Below are 18,862 nucleotides of genomic sequence, written 5' to 3'. Positions count from 1 at the left end.
GTGCGCTTGCCCTCCTCGTCCAGGGTGACGTCCTCGTCCAGCAGATGCAGGCAGTCCCGGACCTTCTTCTGGCGCTGCCACCAGCGTCCGTAGGCGCTCGCCAGCTCTGTTTCCGCGTCCGGTTCCTCAGTCACGAGAAGCCGGCCCCGCTGCGGATCTTCGACGGAGACCAATCCCAGGCGCCCGCGCACAGGAGAGGAAGCGCGGGGCTGGCCCAGGTTGAACAGCCTCAACGCCGCTTCCCTTGGCCGAGAGGACAGAGGCGCGGTGCGCGCCAGCTTCTGGACCGCCTCCGCGAACTCGTCCTCGTCCAGTTCGACGGGCTCCGCGTCCGCGCGCGGCGTGTAGACGATGGGCTGGCCCTCGCCCGTGTCCAGGCGCACCACCCGCGAGGTGGCACAACCCGTGCCGACCAGGACCAGCAGCACCACGGCTTCCCAGCGCAGCGTCATGCTCTTCTCCGCGTCATGGCCCCCCATCTTGAGGGTCGAAGTCCATGGAATTCCAGAACAGACTCACCTTGCCCCGGGAGCCTGAAGAAACGGCGATCCATGCAGCGGCAGGGGTCGACGCTGGGTGCCCTGTCACTCTTCTTTCGTGCGGACTCGGGCCGTTTCGCCCAGGCGTAGTAGCCACTGCGCGAGACGCCCAGGTGACGACAGAGGGATGCAACCGGGAGGCAGGCCTTCTTCGCGTCGATGAAGGAGAACTTCACTCCAACTTCTTCGCGAAGAAGGCCGCTGCATTTTTAGTATCTCCCGCTCCAGTCGCAGCTCGCGGTTCTCCTTGCGCAGCCGAGCCAGTTCCTCGCGCTCAGCCGTCGTCAGCGCACCCGGCTTGCCCTCCCCCTAGTCCGTCTTCGTCTGCTCCCCCCACAGCCGCAGTGCCGACTCCAGCAGGTCCAGGTCACGGGCCACCTGCGGCAGGGACTTACCCTCCATCAGCACCAGCTTCACCGCCCCAGCCTCGAACTCCGCCGAGAACTCACGGCGCGGCATGCTGGGCTTCTTCTGCTTCTCCTCGTTCGCGGACATCCCGGGCTCCGTCCATCACATCTCGGGTGTCTACGGAACTGGGCTACCCCCAACGCTGCCGTCGCGTGGAAGAGCTTGAGAAGGTTGTGGGTGGCGCAGATGAGGCCCCACTCCTCCCGGGCGTCTACGTCTCGGCCCTCCCCTTTGGCCGCTTCTCAGGGGAACTTCATTGGCCGGTTCTGGGTGACCACTGAGAGTTGCCTCCCCCCAGGATGCGGCGCTCCACCTTGGAGAGTCGATTGGCGGGCGGTCCAGAGAACCGGTCTCACGCTCTCGCAGAGCCCAGGAGTCACGACCTGAAGCCCGGAGCGCGGGAGGCCCTGCTGCCAGCGCCATCCGCCATGAGCCAGGACCGACAGTCCGCCTCGGGCGCTCCTCCCGAGCCTCCCTGCGTCGAAGTCCTTGCGGCGGCGTCCTTGTCCCGCTATACGGGCGTCACTTTGTGGCCAGGTAGCTCACCTGGTTAGAGCGGCGGTCTCATAATCCCGGCCCTGCCCCTCACCTTCTGAACCCTTGGCCGTAACCCCTTATTCTTACTGACCATTGGCCGTCGCTGGCGTTCGCTCGTCACCGGCCCGGTCCGTACAGAATCCGTACAGTCCCGCTTCAGCATACTCAGAAGCGTCGAACTCCATTCGCTCCATGGAGCGTAATGCATCGACCGCATCCCATCGACCTGTACCTCTCCCACTCAGCGTCTGTGGTCGCCAAGTAGCCGAAGACGATCAGTAGAGTAGGCGCATGTCGTCTGCCACTCCGTACTGAGCCGAAATCTGAGTCCCCACCTCTCGGAGAAGTTCGTCTCACTGTGCATCGCTTAGGTAGGTGATCGCCCCCTTGGGGCCATCCCCGCTGGCCAGCGGGTTGTAGACCCGCCACGGTCGCTTCAGCTTCTTGGAGTTGTTCGCGTGCGCCACGTACGCATCAATTAGCCGGTCATACCCTTCCTGCCCAGGGGCGAAGTACCAGGGCTGGCCGACCTTCAGCTATTCCGCGTGCGGCGTGTAGCCTAAAAGCTGGGCCATCGCCTCCAATACGCCGAAGCTCCTCTGGGGCGTTGCTCTTGATGATCCAGACTCCACTAGTTCTAAAGGGGCTGCACAGGAGGTGGGATACACTTGAGCGACTCCCTATAGGGCAGCCCACGTACCAGCTTGCGCCGAGCAGAGAGGAAGAGCGGGAAGATGCCTCTACAAGTCAGTGTGCTGTTCGATCGTCCGCAGCAGGAGATCGCATCGCTGCTCAAGAGCCGCCTCCAACAAGCCAGCCGTGCTTGGATCGTAAGTGGGTTTGCCACCGTAGAAGGAATCGAGGCAATCGCACCACCGATCCTGACCAATCCAGCGAAGTTGGAAGCATTTGTGATTGGAGCGGGCACTTTCCGAGGCTACGAATCAATGGATCGCCTCCTTGCCGGTGGAGTTGCCGCATCGCGGCTTTTCGTCCATCTCGGGCATACGCGAAGGACGACCAAAGGCGCCGCACATCGCTTCTACCGCTATCACCCGATGCTGCACAGCAAAGTATATCTACTAGAAATGCCCGACAAGAGCGGAGTGGCGTTTGTTGGCTCGCACAACGTGACCGGCTACGCGCTCCTTGGCCTGAATGGTGAGGCAGGCATCATGCTTGAAGGCCCTATGAGAGATCCCGAGATGCAACGCATCAAAGCGCATATTGATGCGGCCCAGGCGCAATCGGTCGTCTATTCACCTTCGATGAAGGACGCGCTGACCTGGTGGACAAGCTCCTTCATCGATGGCATGCGAGGCAAAGTCAACGATGCCGAGCGCGACTCTGAGTTCACGAAGACGATCGTTATCCTTGCTGCTGAGGCACCGAACGGCATTCCTGCGACAGGGGACGTAGTGTACTTCGAGATCCCGGCGGCCCTTCGACAGCTACGGGCGCTCGATACCGAGGTGCACATCTATATCTTCCAGAGTCTTCCGGCGACACCAAATGCAGCACTACTCGCGCTGGCTCAGGCGAAGGCGACACTTTGGTGCAGGGTGCTCGGGATTGAGGTGCAGCGTGGGGGAGTCGAGCTTCAAGCTGACTGGCACATCGCGAACAGGACGAACCCGACGATGCTTCGTGCTCCCCAGCCGTTCCGGCCCAAGGTAGCTCGCGACATGCAACAGGTGCGCGTTTCAGTGCGAAACGCCATCTACGATCAGTTCGAGTACCTCTTCGATTCGGGGAAGGCTACCTGGGTTCCCATTCTCAACGAAAATCAGGCCGTAGAGGCGTCTCCCGAGGATACCCGCTTCCTAGCCAGCCTTAACCTAGTTCCACCTGAAGACAAGCCTTGGTACCTTGTAAGAGGGCTTGCAGCCGAAGAGAAAGACACGGATGGTGCCTACCAAGAGGCTCTCCGAACGCTGAACCCGGAATCAGGCTCGTATGTTCTGATGTCGCTCCGACGTCGTAATCTGACGAAGCTTAAACGCCAGAAGGAGCATCGGGGAGACAACAACGAAGAGAACGGCGGATCGAGCAACCGGAGGACGCGCAAGTAGCTCGTGCCCTCTCCCACAAAAAGGGGGGCCACTCGTGTCGGCTCGGGTACAGGCGACTGTGAGGGCACCCGACAGTTCCTAGGCTCTTGGTGCCTCTGAATAGAACCGGGTCCCTCACGTCAGGGACGCCACCTCCCCCCTCCCTACCCATAAGCCCTCCTTCAGGTCCATTTGATCATGGTGTCCAGACGGACTCGATGGATGGACCCGCGGGCGCAGTATAGATCTTATCAGCGCACGCATTGCAGCACCAAGCTCCACATGATATCGGTCTGTTCCGGAGTTGGTTCGCGGACATCTTCGGGGGAGTCATGCTAGGCGCGTGGCGTGAGCCGCGCAGCAAGAGGGAGCGTGCTTCGGAAGCTAGTTCGACTTCCGTATCCGGCCCCCATCTACAATCGGCCGGCGCTATCGTAGCTACGAGCATCGCATTAGCCGTGAAGCGTACGGCGGCCGTTCTGAATGCGGGTCGCCTCGGTCTTTCCGGTGCCAAGCGCCTGCATTTCTCCCAGCAACTCCTGTCGGTTCAAGTAGGCGATCCCCGGCTAGAGCTGCTTCATTCGCTCCTGTCCACTCTTCCAGCTGACGAGCGCGACTGGTGGATCGGCAACTTCCACACTCTGCTGATGCCTGCCGCACTGCGTCGGCGGCTCGCCGCTCACTTCACACCGCCTACTCTCGCGCGACACGTCCTCGCGTTCGCACTGGAAGCCGGCATGGACCTCCGTGCGGCACGAGTAATCGACCCATGCGCAGGTGGAGCTGCCTTCCTTTCAACGCTTGGGGAAGCCATGCTGCAGAGCGGCGCTCCCCCGGAAGACATCTTGGCCCGGTTGACGGGGCTCGAACTTGACCCCCAACTAGCAGCCCTGGCCGAGGCCATTCTAGCCCGGCGATTGGGGCTTGCCTCACTGGGGCGCCACGTTGTCTCCGTAGGAGATGCACGCCGTGCGCAGCGGAACGCATCGTTCGATGCGGTCTTCGCGAACCCTCCTTATGGGCGGCTTCTGGGAGTTACGAAAGCCGAGCGGCGCAGATGGGCCCATCTAGCGGAACCAGGGCACATCAATCTATACGCCATCTTTGTGGGCATCTCGCTTGAGTTCCTCCGTAACGGAGGAATAGCCGCCCTCGTGCTGCCAACGAGCTTTCTTGCCGGCCCCCTCTTTGCCCGCCTGCGAGCATACATCCGGAGCCAAGCTGAGGTTCTCTCTATTCATGTGCTTGAGGCACGTGAGGGAGTATTTCTAGAAGTAACTCAGGACACCTGCGTGATGTTGCTACGTAAGGGGACGGGTTCCGGCCGGGTCCATTGGGGGCTCATTCCAAATCGAGGCTCTTCGATCCCGCTAGGCACATCAGTTTTGCCATCCGGGCCCAACATGCCTTGGGTCATGCCTGCTCGCAGCCTGCCCGAGAATACGGACCACTTGGCCAGGCTCTCCAACTGGGGCCTACAAGTCCGAGCAGGCTACTTCGTCTGGAACCGTGAGCGCCACCGGATGCGAACGGCCAGAAAAGGTCGCTTTGACGTCCCCCTCATCTGGGCCAGGAACGTTAGTTGTGGCAGTCCCGTTTATCCAGTTGCCAAAGACACTCGTGGGATGGACTTCGTGCAATTCGATCGGGACTCGGCCGCAATCATACGAAGGTCAGCGATCATACTGCAACGCACAACAAACAATCGTCAACCTCGCCGCCTTATTGCGGCGCCCTTGGCGCCCGAAGTGCTCTCCAAGTTCGGCGGCTTCGTAACTGAAAATCATACGCTGGTCCTTCTTCCAGATGAGAATAAGACCGCCTCGCCGAACTTAAACCTTATCGCCCAATTGCTGGGTAGTGCCGCCGTCGACGCGATGTACCGACGCAGCTCAGGGACAGCGAGTGTCTCCGTCGCTGCCCTGCGCGACCTACCCCTCCCCTGGCCCGCCGACCTCCAAGCGACACTAGCGCAGGGACTCTCCTTTGATGACGCTGTGAGGGTGGCCTATGAGATGGCACACCAGAGGCTGGTCAAATGAGCGCTCGCGGTGAATACGGCGTGTACCAGCCGACGCCGCGCCAAGCGACAGCGGGACATACCGACTCCCGCCCCGCTCCGCTTCCGGACCCAAGATTACCCGACGAGGCACGCTTCCGCGAAGCTGTGGGTGCACCATTCCTTGTTCCGGCTGAGGGGGGCAACCCGAGACCTCCCTCAAGACTCTTCATCGAGCTAGCGACAGCTCTTCTCCGAGTACATCTGCTGCGCCGCTCGGAAGCGGTCGTATATTGGCCATTCCCATCAGATATAAGTGCCGCCTACGCGCTGGCCTGCCTTGGTCTTCTAGCTGCCCCAACACTTCACAGGGTTCCTCGCGTGTACCGGGAGGAGCCAGTTTCTTTCCGCGCGCTCCACCTTCCATGGACGCTCCACACGGGAATGGGCTATCGGAGTATCCTGATCGATCGGGTGCGGTTACATCGCCTGAATGCCGAGCACCTCGGCCGCTTGGATCTAGCATCATCAGCCAAGGAACGCTGGCGCGGATTCCACCAGGCCCTCATCCGCGTCAAAGATCTCCAAGGCCGCATCACCGATAAACGCTACAAGAACCGTATACTCCCTGAGTATCAACACTCAGCCCTCGAAGAACTCGTCCCAGTCTGTCGCGTAGGCGAGGTGGTACCGAAACATACCGTCCTTCACAGAGTGCAAAAATACACTCTCTTAGGAGATGTGATCTCTGGAGAGGTGAATGACCCGGCGAATGCGCCGTTCATGCTCTTCGGTCTGCACCGCGATGACATGAGCGAGACTGCTTCTCACTCCCTCTTGATTCGTGTCCCCGCTCCAATCCACGCAATTCTTCTGGACGCAACGGATCGTGCTCGGCAGCCCTTTGGCCCAAACTGGTACGCGGTGTTCGGAGCCATCCTCGCCGCAATTAGGCATACTCACGGGCGCATTCCTGTTCTCGCCGTCACTGACGATCCCTTCGTTCAGAACCTCCTCTGCTCCAGATTGCTGCACCTGCACGATGGCCTCCACAAGAAGAGTACAGTGCCAAAATGGGCCCGGCTTTCTGATCGGCGTACCGGTGCACTACTCATGGATCCGGAGCCATTCTCTGATACTGGCGAGTTGGACATCCAAGTGGCATCGTTTGCGGGGCGCTTTGTGGACATCCTGGGCCGCATCCGCCGCCTTCGCACACAGGCCCTGAAGTTAGGCGATGCCGACACAGCAGATGCACTCAAAGAAGTCCGAGAGACCCTACGCCGGTGCGCACGCCTCCCGATTGGCGTTGACGCGCTTTCAGACTTTGTGCACGACGAGACAAGCCGCGAGAGTTGGCGCGACATCATGGCCATGTACTCGGCGGGGCCAGCCCTTGATCGCATCACCCGCCCATCCAGCGTACTAACACAGGTAGAAAGCACTGCCGTCCGTGAGTTGGACAAGGACGTCCGCGCCTTCATTGAAGGAGTACGCGCGGTTTCGCCCATGGCCCCCCTCCTCGCCGCCACGTTAAAGAAGGCTTTCACGAAGGCATCCGTGCTTGCTGTTGTAATGGCAGATGCGATGGAAGCTGAGCACGCGGATATAGCTCTCTCCGCACATCCAGAAATAGGTCCCGACGTCCGAAAGCGGCTAGTGACGGGAGAACTCCGTTTCGTTTATCCGGAACAACTCCGAGTTCAGCTTCAGTCTAAGAAGCATCGGATCGACAGCCTCGTCATGGTTTCCCTTTCCAGCAACGTATTGCTCGAAGCCTTGACGCTGCGAGACCTCCCCCAGCACATTGTCGTGCTCGCCGACGGGGATCAGGTCCAACATCTGGAGGATCGCTCATCGCGGCTGGGTGAGCTTGGTGAAATGGGAGAGATTGCTGTCCGCCTTGGACAGCTGGCATCGGCATGCAAGAGGGAGATAGTTACTCGCAACGGACGCTATGCACCTCTTAGTTGGGATGACCCGCTCCGTGACGATGACGAAGGCGGCGAGCGCACAGGCCCACGTCTCCTCGACTTCACTAGCGACGACGACCGCACCAGTCCAATCATCAGGCTGCGTACAAGGCAGGGCTTTATCATCCGTGCACGTCCCAAAATGGGGCTCGTACTCTTCGAGCGCGAAGCACCTGCAAACCCATTTTCCGAGAAGCACGCCCAGGATCTCGTCCCAGGGGATGAAATCTGCGTGCTCAACCAAGAGTTCATGGAAACGGCCCGGGCCCGGCTGCACTTTTACGTCGAGGCTGAGCAGGTGCGCACCTACCACGAAGCAATCCAGGCAAAGCTCGAAAGCATTCCCGGAGATAGCCTCACAGAGAAGGCGCGTTCGATTGCCGAACGCATGCGGAAGACCGAGCGCATCGCGCCTGAACTCCACCGGGTTCTCGACTGGATCCGCGTTGATCAGTACTTAAAAGAAGATGTCAGCACCGTCCAACCACATGCGCCCAAGCAACTAGAAGACTTTCTCGCATTCGCAAATGCCATCGGCATTCGTGAGCGTGAGGCCCGAGCGTTCTGGAAGCAATCTGTCCTTGAAACTCGCTCTCGCCGTCTTTCGGGCGGGCTGAAGCTTCACAAGGCCTACCTCCACATCCTAGTCGACCCCTATGCTGCAGAAGCAGCCACCCCCTCCCGGCGCACGGACATCCAAGCTCTCCGAGCACTTGCTGAGCGATATGTGGACGTGATCGAAGAGGTATCTGAGGAGAAACCACGATGACTATTACCTCGCCGCCGCCGGAAGCTCTGACCCTGCTGCAAGAGGCAAAGGAGGGTCTTGCTGACGCGCTCGTCAACCTCACCGTTGCACACTGTACTGGCGAGGGGCTGGATGGGCAGGTCCTCTATGGGCGGCGCCCGGACCGTGCGCTCGTGTCCGGCTTCCTGCTGCCCCAGTATACAGAGGCCGGTGAGGACGAAACCTCTGACATCCGCATCGCTGTCATCGGGTTAGACACTCAGGTTGCAGCCCAGTCTTCAGGCATTCTGGTGGCAGAACCGTCCTTCTCCGTTTACATACGTGTTCTCCCCGAATGGGCTGAACTGCAAGACCGGCGCTATGACCTCAAGCCAGTTCCCCGGCTCAAGAAGGAATGGGAGAAGCGAATCAAAGAGGAGCACACAAGACGTTACCAAGAGAAGATCGCTTCACATGGGCTCTCTAGCAATGATCGCGGCCTTCCCAAGGAGGAGCGGCGCGAGCGCCGAGCACGACGGATTGCTCTACATGCCGAAGCCTACGATGAGACGCTAAAGGAACTTGGCATCCACCTGCCCTCACGCGAATTGAAGCCTGTGGCAGGTCAGACAATCTCCTCACCGCAGCGCGCCAACGAACCGGCAACTCCTGAAGATCCACCTGAGCCGCGCGCGTCGGAGATGGATGCACTAGACGCCGAGGATCCTTCGACAGTCGAGCCAGCTGAAACCAATCCCGCTCCCATTGATGCGAGCGGCTATCCCTTGGAGATGCTGGCAGATCTCGAAATACCCATGAAGTGGCGTCGCATCGCGGTTGATCTCCCGGCCTTCCGGTGCGAACTGAGCGCAACTGATGCGGCACTAGAGGCTGAACTCGTCCGATACAAACACGAACTCCACGCTGCCCTCCACCAGAGCGTACAGAGTTGGCTGACCACTCCGGAGGGGAGCCGAAACGCATGGCGGCGAGTACGAATGGCGCCACAGGACTGGCAGAGCGAGGCCAGTTGGAATAGCTTTCTAGACCGACTTCGGAGCCAAGCACCTGATAGGAACATTCTTTTGCCTGACTTGCGAGAGATCCGGCTCACGGTCTCGCGAATTCAAGACTTCACTGCCCCCTCCCGCATTTCCTTGCGGATTGCATTGGAAAATGCCAATCGGGAGCTAAGTCGGGCCGAGCTGATTCACCGCTGCCCTTGCCTGTTCCAGGCCAGTCTCAAGATATCATTACCCGAAGCTGTCCATCGGCCCCTTAGTCTAGATCGTGTTGAGCCCTCTTATCGCTTCCGCGCATACATGACCTACGATGCGATAGGTCTCAATTGTGGGTCCGTCTCCCGCCGAGAGGGCTCGAACATTGTCCTTGAGACCACTTGGGCACCAAGGTGGGTTCAACCCCGAGTGGTACCACGCCAGCTTGAGATTCAAACGCAGTTTTCTAAACTAGCTCGGCATGATTTTCCCGTCGACACTCTTCACCGGATCGCCAGTGAGTACCGACAGTGGATTGCTAAGCAGGAACACCAACTCAAGACAGAGGTGGGCCGCGATTTATCCCCGGAGCAAGCCTCTGCAGAGAAGGAGCGACTCACTGCCGATGTGGCCGGCTGGCACAGAGAAGCGGAGCTGGTCGACAAAGGAGTAACCATTCTCGTCAAGGCCAAGGCCGCATTCGCCGCTGAGCCTACGTCACCTAAGGCCACACCATGGCGTGCCTTCGTGCTCATGAACCAGTCATTCCTCGCCCGCGAGGCCGGCAATGCATCTGCGGGCTGGCGTCTGTTTCAACTTGCCTTCGTTTTGGCTCACGTTCCCTGTCTGGCGTCGCGCCTGCAAGAGTTCGAGGAGTTTCACTCGCCGGATGAGGACGAGGACACGGCGAGCCTACTCTACTTCCCCACGGGAGGAGGTAAGTCGGAGGCTTTCTACGGCACCCTCGTCTTCGCGCTCTTCCTCGACCGCTTACGCGGCAAGAACCGAGGCGTCACCGGATTGGTGCGCTACCCGCTACGACTGCTCACCCTTCAACAGGCGCAACGTCTCCTTCGCCTGCTCGTCCACACAGAATTGGTTCGTAAGAAGGAAGAGCTAGGTACGTGGCCGTTCGAGATCGGTTTTTGGGTGGGCAGCGCCAATACACCTAATCGCGTTTCTGGCATCCCATCTGCAGTGCCATTCCTTGACGATTCTTCCCACCCTGACGATGGCCAGTTAGATCCAGAAAAGGAACCACCAGACGAGGAAACTGCCCGCGCCTATGCGGAGGCGCGCGCTGCCTACAATAAGATTCCGGTCTGCCCCCTTTGCGAGTGCCCCACCGGGTTGCGACTTAAGAGAAGTAATGACGAGGCCGAACTCCGCGCGGTTGTCGTGTGCTTCAATGCCGGCTGCCATTGGAACGTAGCGCACGCCGGTCCCCTCCCAACGCCGCTACCATTCCTGTTTACGGATGATACCATCTACGGACGCGCCCCATCCGTGCTCTTGGGAACCGTGGACAAACTGGCCATGATTGGCCAAAATCCCGACACCATCGCCCGTGTCCTTGGAATGTTCGGATTGGCCCGGTGGATTACGCACGCTGGGCATCTGCTCACACCACGAAAGGAAACGGAACTCCGCGACGGCCCGAGTTCTCACCGCTTCCCGGTGTTTCCTGCCTATGATTCCGGTGAGAAGGTGTTTAAAGATCCATTCCCGTCTCTCATCATTCAAGATGAAATGCACCTCCTTGAGGAAAGCCTTGGCACCTTCGCCGGTCTATTCGAGACTACTCTAGAGGCTGCACTACGCCGCATAGCTGCGGAGGCGGGTTCGCAGTTGCGCGTTACGCGCTCTCATAGCCGCCCTGGTGCTCCGGCGCGCATGCCAAAGGTGATCGCAGCCACGGCAACAGTCTCCGATCCTCGACGCCAACTTGAAACCATCTATCAACGCCGTGCCCTTCTATTTCCAAGGCCCGGTCCGGACATCTACTCTTCCTTTTTCTCCGAGCCAGCTCCGCCCCCTGCCAAGAACCTCGACCGGGCTGCCCTTGCGATGCAACCAGGCAGGTCAAACAGCCCGGAGCGTACCTCGCCCTGGATGCGTCTGTATGTCTCGATTATGACCAATGGGTCGAGCCATACGGTTACCACCGTAGCCGTCCTCTCAGCTTTTCATCTGGTGGTGACGAGTATCTGGCGCGGACTGCAAGACGTCTCTCTACAGGCTGAGGCATCGCAGAGGATACTAACTGCCGTTTCTCCTGATCAGCATGGAGCTTGGCGGCGCAACGCCCTCGAAGACCTCTTTCGTAGGAATCGCTTCGACTTACTCCTGGCGCTACTGGATCTGCACCGAGTCGCCATTACCTATGTCACAAACAAGAAGGGCGGGGATCAAGTTATTGATGCCTTAGACCCTCAGGTGCGGCGCGAACACGAGCGTGCAGGACTCAATATCGGCTCGGCTTTCCCCTCTGAACTCATTTCGGGCGGAGTGGACATGAGTTCCATCCAAGAAATCATGAAGCGTGCTGAGAAACGGCCGCAGGTTGGCGAGCCGTACCGGGATGTCGCTGCCGAAGGCGAACTACGCAACGTGGTGGCTACCTCAGCCATTTCACATGGTGTGGACGTGGAGCGCTTCAACAGCATGTTTTTCGCTGGCCTTCCTTCCAACATCGCCGAGTACATTCAGGCCTCCAGTCGGGTTGGACGCACCCATGTAGGCTTCGTCGTACTGGTGCCCACGCCACAGAGTCGACGTGACAGGTACGTGGTGGAAACTCACGACATCTTTCACCGCTTTCTTGAACGGATGATCGACCCACCTGCGATCGAGCGATGGGCAGATAATGCGCTGCGCCGGGCGATCCCATCGGTTATCCAGGCTTGGGCTGTTCTTGAGGAAGGCGCCGAGTTCCTTCGATTAAGGGAGAAGCACGGAGTACGCCCGCGCAACATCATCCGTTACTTACGTGCAGAACTACTCAAGGCTCCAGATAGCTTCCGGCAAAAACTGGCTGATTTCGTGCTTGATGCGTTCGGGTTCCACGGACGTGGGCCGCAGGAACTCGGCAAGCCAGGCCACGCAACGCACTACTCCCGGGAAATTGAACGAAGGTTGAAGGACTTCCTTGATGCTGTGCAGCGCGAAAACAGTGAGGCCTCGCTCGCAGATTTCTGGAGGGATCCCCGCAATCGCTTCATGCCACCCATGACGTCACTCCGAGATGTTGAGGAGGCCGGAGTCGTCGTGGGAGCCAATTACGAACCAGAACATGGGTTCGTCCGGTCCGAAGATGTAAAGCAGGTGATGGACTTCATCCGCCACCAAAAAGCTAAGGTCAGCGAAGTCGACGAGGACAATATCACGGAGGCCGTATGAGCGCGGGATCGAGGAAGCCGCCGGACGACTGGCGAAAGGGTGGCCGGGCGCGAGCATCAAAAGGGCTAAGGCAGCGGAATCAGGCTGAAGCTCGGGATGCCACTCCGGAGCCACCAAGGTTCTCACGCTCAAGAACTCAGCTCGCGACGGCATACGCCCCGGAGGTGCTTTTCACATTTGAGGGTGGCCGTGGCATCTGTCGATCCGTTCCCCTTGATATTCCAATTGAACTGCCGGCAATGGTAGTCACGGCAATTCGCGATGGAATGCAAGAACAAGTAAAGAACTGGGCGGACCGCGCCCGACATTCTCGGGGCAACGAAACTCGCCTTCCACTACCGCTCTGCGTGGACAACGTCTTCATCCCGCCTGGCCCCCAGGATGATGTATTTGTCGACTGGACGCATGATTTCGTCCCGACGGATCCCAAGAAAATCGGCTATGTCCCCTGGCCGCTTCTTTACCAGTGCTCAGTATGCCGTGTACTAAAGGAATTTGGCTCAGTCCGCGAGCAGGTCGAGCATCCTCTTCCTACAAAGTGCCGTGATCATCGATCCCGCTGGCGCCAAGTAGACGTGGTGTTCGCGCATTGGTCTGGCGACATCCAACCTCTGAGTCCCTGGCGCTTTCATTACAACGAGAAAAGCGGGGAAGTGAGCCAACTTCGCTCTTGCCAATGTGGCGGGACGGAGTTCCGACTGCTCAATAAAAGCCCATCATTTTCTGAGTGGGCATTTCAGTGCCTGACGTGTTCAGGCCTGCGCCAAGTCGTGCAGAAGGACAAGCACTCCCTCACAATCCTCAAGCCTCTAATGGACGCTGGGAATGACCATGAGTGGGCGGAAATCAACATGCTGCCCGTTTCATACAGAGCTAATTCTGTCCATTACGTACAGAGCGGGCGCTTCGTCATTTTGCGCGATCCTCGTCCCAGTGAGCTGATGACCGCTGACCGGCGTGAGGAGCTACTCCATGAGGTTGCACGCCTTCATGGTGTCCCGCGTCGCCCTCCGCCCGAACAACAACTTGAGGCTGCTGTTCGGGATTCCGGCCTAGGTGAGAAATGGGACGAGTGGAAAGAGTACAACCAGCTCGCGCAGGACGCCGCCACATCCGGGAGACTTCCTCAATCGCAAAAATATCAGCGCCTCGCGGACGAGATTATGCGGGAATGGCTAGCTGCGGAGATCGTATCGCTGGGTGAGGTGGATAGCGCAGAACTCTCGCGCCAAGCGGAGGCACAGGTCGACTGGGCCCGCCGTTTCAACCCCTTTCAACGAACGCTTGAGCATGCAGCACTCCGGCATGAGCATGTGGACGAAAAGGCTGGGATCACGGCATTCGACGTTCTGTTCCCAGACAAGAATCTCTCGGAAGCCAGTGACAGCCCCGCACGACTTGCCGACTATAAAGTGGAAACGGGAGACCTCCTGCGCAAACTGGGCCTCTCAAAGCTAGTCCTGATTAAAGGCCTGCCTATCTGCGAGTACACGTTTGGATACACGCGAGTTTCCGCTACTCCTATCCACACACGCGAGGTGAACGATAGAAAGATCCCCGTGCCCGTGCGACTCAATGCCTTCCCACCTCTCAAGAACGGCAAGCGACCCGTCTACGTGCTGCAACAAGCTAACGAGGCTTTCTACGTACGCTTGGACGAAGAGCGCGTGCGTGCATGGCTGATAGCCAATGGGGTTCCAAATGTCCCTGCATCAGGGACCCATTCCATCGGAGCTGCATACCTGGAGCAATACCGGGACTTCGGCCCGTTTCTAGAAGAATACCGGAAGCGCATTGGCCAACCTGGCGCCGTCCGGGAGTTGCCTGCATACGTGTATATGCTCCTGCACACGCTAGCACACCAGATGGTCCATGCTATGGCGGAAACATCAGGTCTGGATTCGGATGGGATTGGAGAGCTCGTCTATCCCGCTGACTTGGCTTTTGTCGTATATCGCAAGGGAATGACGCCAGACCTCGGCCACCTCTCGGCAATGTGGCGGAACCGCCATCGCGAGTTCCTTCGAATGATGGGTGACCCCAGGCGTCTACGCTGCGGCTCCGGGAGTCTCTGCGATGCCCGCGGAGGCGCCTGTCCGGCATGCGTGATGCTGCCTGATGTAACTTGCACCGCGTCGAACCAGCTGCTCTCCCGCGCAGTACTGGCAGGTGGACGGGCGCCGATGTGGGAGGAACAGACGGCGCCGTGGGTGGAAGGCTGGCTCTCTCCCACGTTTATCTTATAGATGCCTATCATGCAGGCGTTGACGGAGTGCCCCTCGCCTGAGGCGCTTAGAGACGGTGGGCCGCACCTCGCTCGATGCGAGCCGGAGGCGCATACAAAACGGGAGGGCGTGTCGACGCTCGACCCGAGAGATGCTCGCATCGCAGAGCTGGATCGACGGCTGAACGCGCGCTCGCGCGAATCGAGCTGCTGCCCGGTGCGTAGCCTCAGCTCACGCTTGCAGTTTCCTGCCCCAATAAACGCTTTCAACATGCAACTCCCATGGCGGGGATCGGCCCCGCCTTCTGACCAAGGCCCTCATGTCGCGCTGCATCTACTGTCTCGACCCTCTCGTGCCGAAGAAGGCGGGGGAAAGTCCAAAGAACCCTTCGCTTGAGCACGTCGTGCCATGGTCGCTGGGCGGGAGCAACGCCTGCGCGACTGAAGAAGCCTGCTGTGAATGCAACGGCAAGCTTGGCGAAACGGTGGATTCCAACTGCATCAATCAGTCAATCGTGAGCACCTATCGTCATGAGTTCGGAATCGTCGGTCATGGCGGTACCATTCCGGACATCGTGCTCAACGTCCGCTCGCTCGACACGAACGAACCTGGCCTGATCACCATTCCCTACAATGGCGACATCAGCATTGAGCACAAGCCGGTTGTCATCCGGCAGCCGAAGCGAAACTCCGAGCAGATTCTCGTCGCCGGCTCGCGCAAGCAGGTCCGGAACATCATGGAAGGGATCGAGGCCAAGGCGCGAAAACGAGGCGACCGGGTCACCGACACGGCGGGCGAGGAGATCGACATCGACACCGCGATCGCCTCGGCCATAGCGGAGATCTCGACCCAGTACCGGATCGACTGGGATTATGAGATGCCGCCCATCTGGCGTGAACTGGTGAAGGTCGCCTTCGGCTTCGGGCATCTGACACTCGGCTGGCGTTGGACAGAAAGTCAGCGCGCCGAGGCGATGCGGCGCGTCGCCCGCGGTATTGGGGACTGGCGTGAACTTGAGGCGCTGATCGAGGGTATCCGCCCCGAGATTCGAAGCATTCTCCCTCCGGCAGAGAACGGCCGTACGACCGATCACCTCATCTGCCTCATGGTGCTGGAGAAGCCCATCATCGTCGTCTCCTTATTCGGTTCGCAGTTGCTGAGCATTGCCGTTCGCCTGGATGTGGACACTGACATGCTCATCGAGGGTCTGGTCGAAACCGGCCGGCAGATGGTCACGATCGATCCGCGGACCCGAAGATCCAAATGGGTCGGGACTCAAGAACTTGTCGCCTACTTCGAGACCAATCGGCGGACGGATTCCTGAATTCAGGGCAGCGTCTGCCCAGTGGTGTCGGGAATGCGTGGAGCACCGCAGGCTGCAACCCCTCTCAACTTGAAAGGCGACGCACCGACGGCAAGTCTGTCCCGTTGATCGGGATAAGATCCGTAACGGACCCACCGTTGCAACACCTCATCCAGCAATCTGCGACCTGAGGGACGCACTCACGACGCGCGCCACGAGGGCCCTCTCGGGCTTGACGTGCACGTGCGTCCAGGAGGCCACCATGAAAAACGACGACGACACCCCGGCCGACCACCTCGAAGAGAAGGTAGTGAGTCTCAACTTGGAACTGGCTAACTTGGCTCACGGCCTGCGGGGGGCCCAGCTACTGGCCGAGCTGCTCGCCAACCATGACATGCCCAGCGAGCAGGAAGAGCGGCAGGCCCCGCGTTCAATCATTGCCATCCTGTTGCTGGTGGATGCACGGCTCCAGCAGCTCCGCTGGGTCATCCAGGGTGAAGTGGACGCACGCCACCTCTGGGCTCCGCACAACGCTACCACCCCGAGGCCTCTCACAGAGGACGACGTAGACGTGCGGCTGGAGTCAGGGTCGTCATCAAGGCCGGCTCCCGCTCGCAGCTCCAAGAAAGTCCTAAGCCGCTCGACACGGCGCAAGTCCCGGGCGGACCGAGCAGTGAACAAGCCCGTAGGGATCGAGTCAGCAGGTGGAGAGGCTGCGCATGTTCCCCCCGCTCCAGCTTCTCCGTGATGACACCGGCCAGCTCCCGAACCTTGGATCTGGCCGGTGTTAAGTCCCGTGACTCACCTTATCCCTGCATGTGGCCGTCACACCACGGGCTGGCGCCAAGCGCGAGACAGGTGCTCCTGGCCTTCCTGGCCGAATCGCCGCACCAGCTCGTCCCGGCCGCGCTTTCCGTGCTCCAGCAGGTACGCCAGCTCCATGGGCATCAGCACCTTGACGGTGACCAGCCGCACCTCGCCGGCCGGCATGGTGAAGCGGCCTGGCAGCGTGCTCGATTCCATGCCCAGCAGCACCCCCACCCGGCCCTCCTTCGTCAGCAGCGGCTCGGGCATGCCCTGGCCAGCGACCTCCATGGAAAGGAAGCCCGCCTTCACCTTCTCGCGCACGCTCTCGTGTTCCGCGAGCTCGTTCCCCACCCGCTCCAGGAGCAGCAGGGGCCAGCTCTTCCCGACGTCTCCGAGGGGCTCGTCCGTCTCCAGGGCCAGCTCCAGGCCGAAGCCCACGGACGGCTCAGCGCGGTCCACGAAGAAGTCTGACAGCCCGTCCGTCACCAGCAGAGTCCGCCCCTCGGGGCGGTGGATGACACGCCAGACCTGGCGCCGGGCCGGCCAGCCACCACCGACGACGATGGGAATGATGACCTCTTCGTCCAGCTTCCCCAGGGTGCGCCAGAAGGCTTCTCGGGCGGCGTCCGTCTCATCCCGAAGCGCCAGGAGCTTCCGGTTGAGGTCGCGCTCCTCCGGGCTGATGGCACTCGGGCCGGTGACCTCCTCGAACTTCATGCCCGTGACACCCGCGTGCTCCAGTGCCTCCTTGATGTCCTCGGACACGATGAGCGCGATGGTCCACCCCCAGGTCCGGAACACCTTGGCGCCTCCCACCTTCGTCGGGTCGATGCGCATGCCGGACACCGCCCGGTACTTGCCAACCTTCTCCGGGCGCCCATCCTCCGGCTTCCAATAGCGCACCTCTTCCGAAGCGCTGTCGTCGATGCACCGGACGGTACGGGTCACGTTGACGAGAAAGTACGGCTCCGACTCCGAGCCGACCTTCACAGGAAAGAGCTGAACGTCATCAGGAGCCAGGCTGGCAAGCACCGAGGCTACCCTCGCGTGAACAACAGGTGCGACGCCAACACCGGCCATGGAGAAATCCAGCGACTTGCCTGGCCGGTCGAGCGGAATCGTCAAGCGCCCTTCAACGCGGACTGGCTCCCCCTTCCTGAACATCCATGGATTGGCCACTTCTCCGCCTGTCTCGTCGAGCGGGTCGCCCAGTTGCCAGCGCCCAGGAACGTAGACGTCATCGAACAGCTCGAAGTACCGCATCGGCATGAAGGGCTCCACCCTGTCTCAAGTCCGAGTCACGAGCCTGTTGAGCTTGGAGCCTGGGGTAGAGATTTCCTCGGCAAGCTCCCTCAAGGCACTGGTGAGCGACTCACGACACTGTTTCATACTGCTACAGTCTTCCATCGCCTCATTCAGCCGCTTGAACACATCGCGATGGTACTCCACGGGGTGAGGCCCTTTATGGCCCGGCACGCGGACCTTGTTGGCCGCGTCATTGAGTGACATGCCTGCCCGGTCGAAGAGCTTCTCGAAGATGGGTGACCACGGGCCGCCGTTGCTGATGGAGTCCCACCACTTGTTCGTGGCGATGTGGTGCTCGTGGGCAGCGCTCGCCACCGGCTCGGACGCCACGGCACTCGTGCCGCGTGCCGTCTCCGCGACAGCCTCCGGGTCCAGTGCAATGGTGATGACGCCTCCCGGGGCCACTGCTACCGAGGTGACCTGGCCCGCCGCCGCCAGCCGGAAGCCGCCCTGCCCCACCCCCACCAGCGAGGCCTGCGCGGAGCCAGGGAGCGTGGGAACCCTCGTCGCCAGCGTCTGCGCCGTGCTGCCCAGCGCCGCCATCGCGAGCATGATGAACGCCCGCGCCGCGTTCTGCCCCATCACCTTCCC

The 18,862-nt window shown here is 60.3% G+C and carries 10 protein-coding genes and 1 pseudogene; 7 read left to right on the top strand and 4 right to left on the bottom strand.

The genetic code is table 11. The annotated features are described in order from the left end of the window. Window positions 1–452 (bottom strand): annotated as a pseudogene (locus K8640_RS42160) (hypothetical protein); the annotation flags it as partial. Window positions 453–848: 396 nt separating this feature from the next. Beyond that, window positions 849–1,034, bottom strand: a complete 186-nt coding sequence (locus K8640_RS42155; protein ID WP_223752247.1) for a transposase — start codon at window positions 1,032–1,034, stop codon at window positions 849–851. Window positions 1,035–2,218: 1,184 nt separating this feature from the next. Between K8640_RS42155 and K8640_RS42150 the strand changes: the two genes are divergently transcribed. The 7 genes from K8640_RS42150 (at window position 2,219) to K8640_RS42120 (ending at window position 16,907) form a co-directional block, all read left to right on the top strand. Then, window positions 2,219–3,556: a phospholipase D family protein gene (locus tag K8640_RS42150; RefSeq protein ID WP_223752246.1), complete on the top strand. Its 1,338-nt coding sequence runs from the start codon at window positions 2,219–2,221 to the stop codon at window positions 3,554–3,556. A gap of 311 nt (window positions 3,557–3,867) precedes the next feature. Then, complete coding sequence (locus tag K8640_RS43400) at window positions 3,868–5,577, top strand: N-6 DNA methylase (RefSeq protein WP_370640453.1); 1,710 nt, start codon at window positions 3,868–3,870, stop codon at window positions 5,575–5,577. A gap of 401 nt (window positions 5,578–5,978) precedes the next feature. Further along, window positions 5,979–8,276: a hypothetical protein gene (locus K8640_RS42140; protein WP_223752245.1), complete on the top strand. Its 2,298-nt coding sequence runs from the start codon at window positions 5,979–5,981 to the stop codon at window positions 8,274–8,276. Then, the gene (locus tag K8640_RS42135) at window positions 8,273–12,631 is read left to right on the top strand and encodes a DEAD/DEAH box helicase family protein (protein ID WP_223752244.1); all 4,359 of its coding nucleotides are present in this window, start codon (window positions 8,273–8,275) and stop codon (window positions 12,629–12,631) included. The genes K8640_RS42140 and K8640_RS42135 overlap by 4 nt, the downstream gene beginning before the upstream one ends. A 347-nt stretch (window positions 12,632–12,978) precedes the next feature. Then, window positions 12,979–14,877, top strand: coding sequence for a hypothetical protein (locus tag K8640_RS42130; protein WP_223752243.1), 1,899 nt, complete (start codon window positions 12,979–12,981; stop codon window positions 14,875–14,877). Between the two features lie 298 nt (window positions 14,878–15,175). After that, window positions 15,176–16,180 (top strand): HNH endonuclease, encoded by a 1,005-nt coding sequence (locus K8640_RS42125; RefSeq protein ID WP_223752242.1) that lies wholly within the window; start codon window positions 15,176–15,178, stop codon window positions 16,178–16,180. 241 nt (window positions 16,181–16,421) lie between these two features. Next, the gene (locus K8640_RS42120) at window positions 16,422–16,907 is read left to right on the top strand and encodes a hypothetical protein (RefSeq protein ID WP_223752241.1); all 486 of its coding nucleotides are present in this window, start codon (window positions 16,422–16,424) and stop codon (window positions 16,905–16,907) included. A 77-nt stretch (window positions 16,908–16,984) separates the two neighbouring features. On the opposite strand, the gene K8640_RS42115 is transcribed toward K8640_RS42120, so the two are convergent. After that, a complete protein-coding gene (locus K8640_RS42115) occupies window positions 16,985–18,046 on the bottom strand; it encodes an imm11 family protein (RefSeq protein WP_370640452.1) in 1,062 nt (353 codons plus the stop codon). 207 nt (window positions 18,047–18,253) lie between these two features. Further along, window positions 18,254–18,862, bottom strand: a 609-nt coding sequence (locus tag K8640_RS42110; protein WP_223752239.1) for an AHH domain-containing protein, incomplete at its 5' end; no start/stop codon positions are given.

The sequence above is a fragment of the Myxococcus sp. XM-1-1-1 genome (genome assembly GCF_020037095.1).
GTDB lineage: Bacteria > Myxococcota > Myxococcia > Myxococcales > Myxococcaceae > Myxococcus > Myxococcus fulvus.
This window is presented reverse-complemented; position numbering and strand designations above follow the sequence as displayed.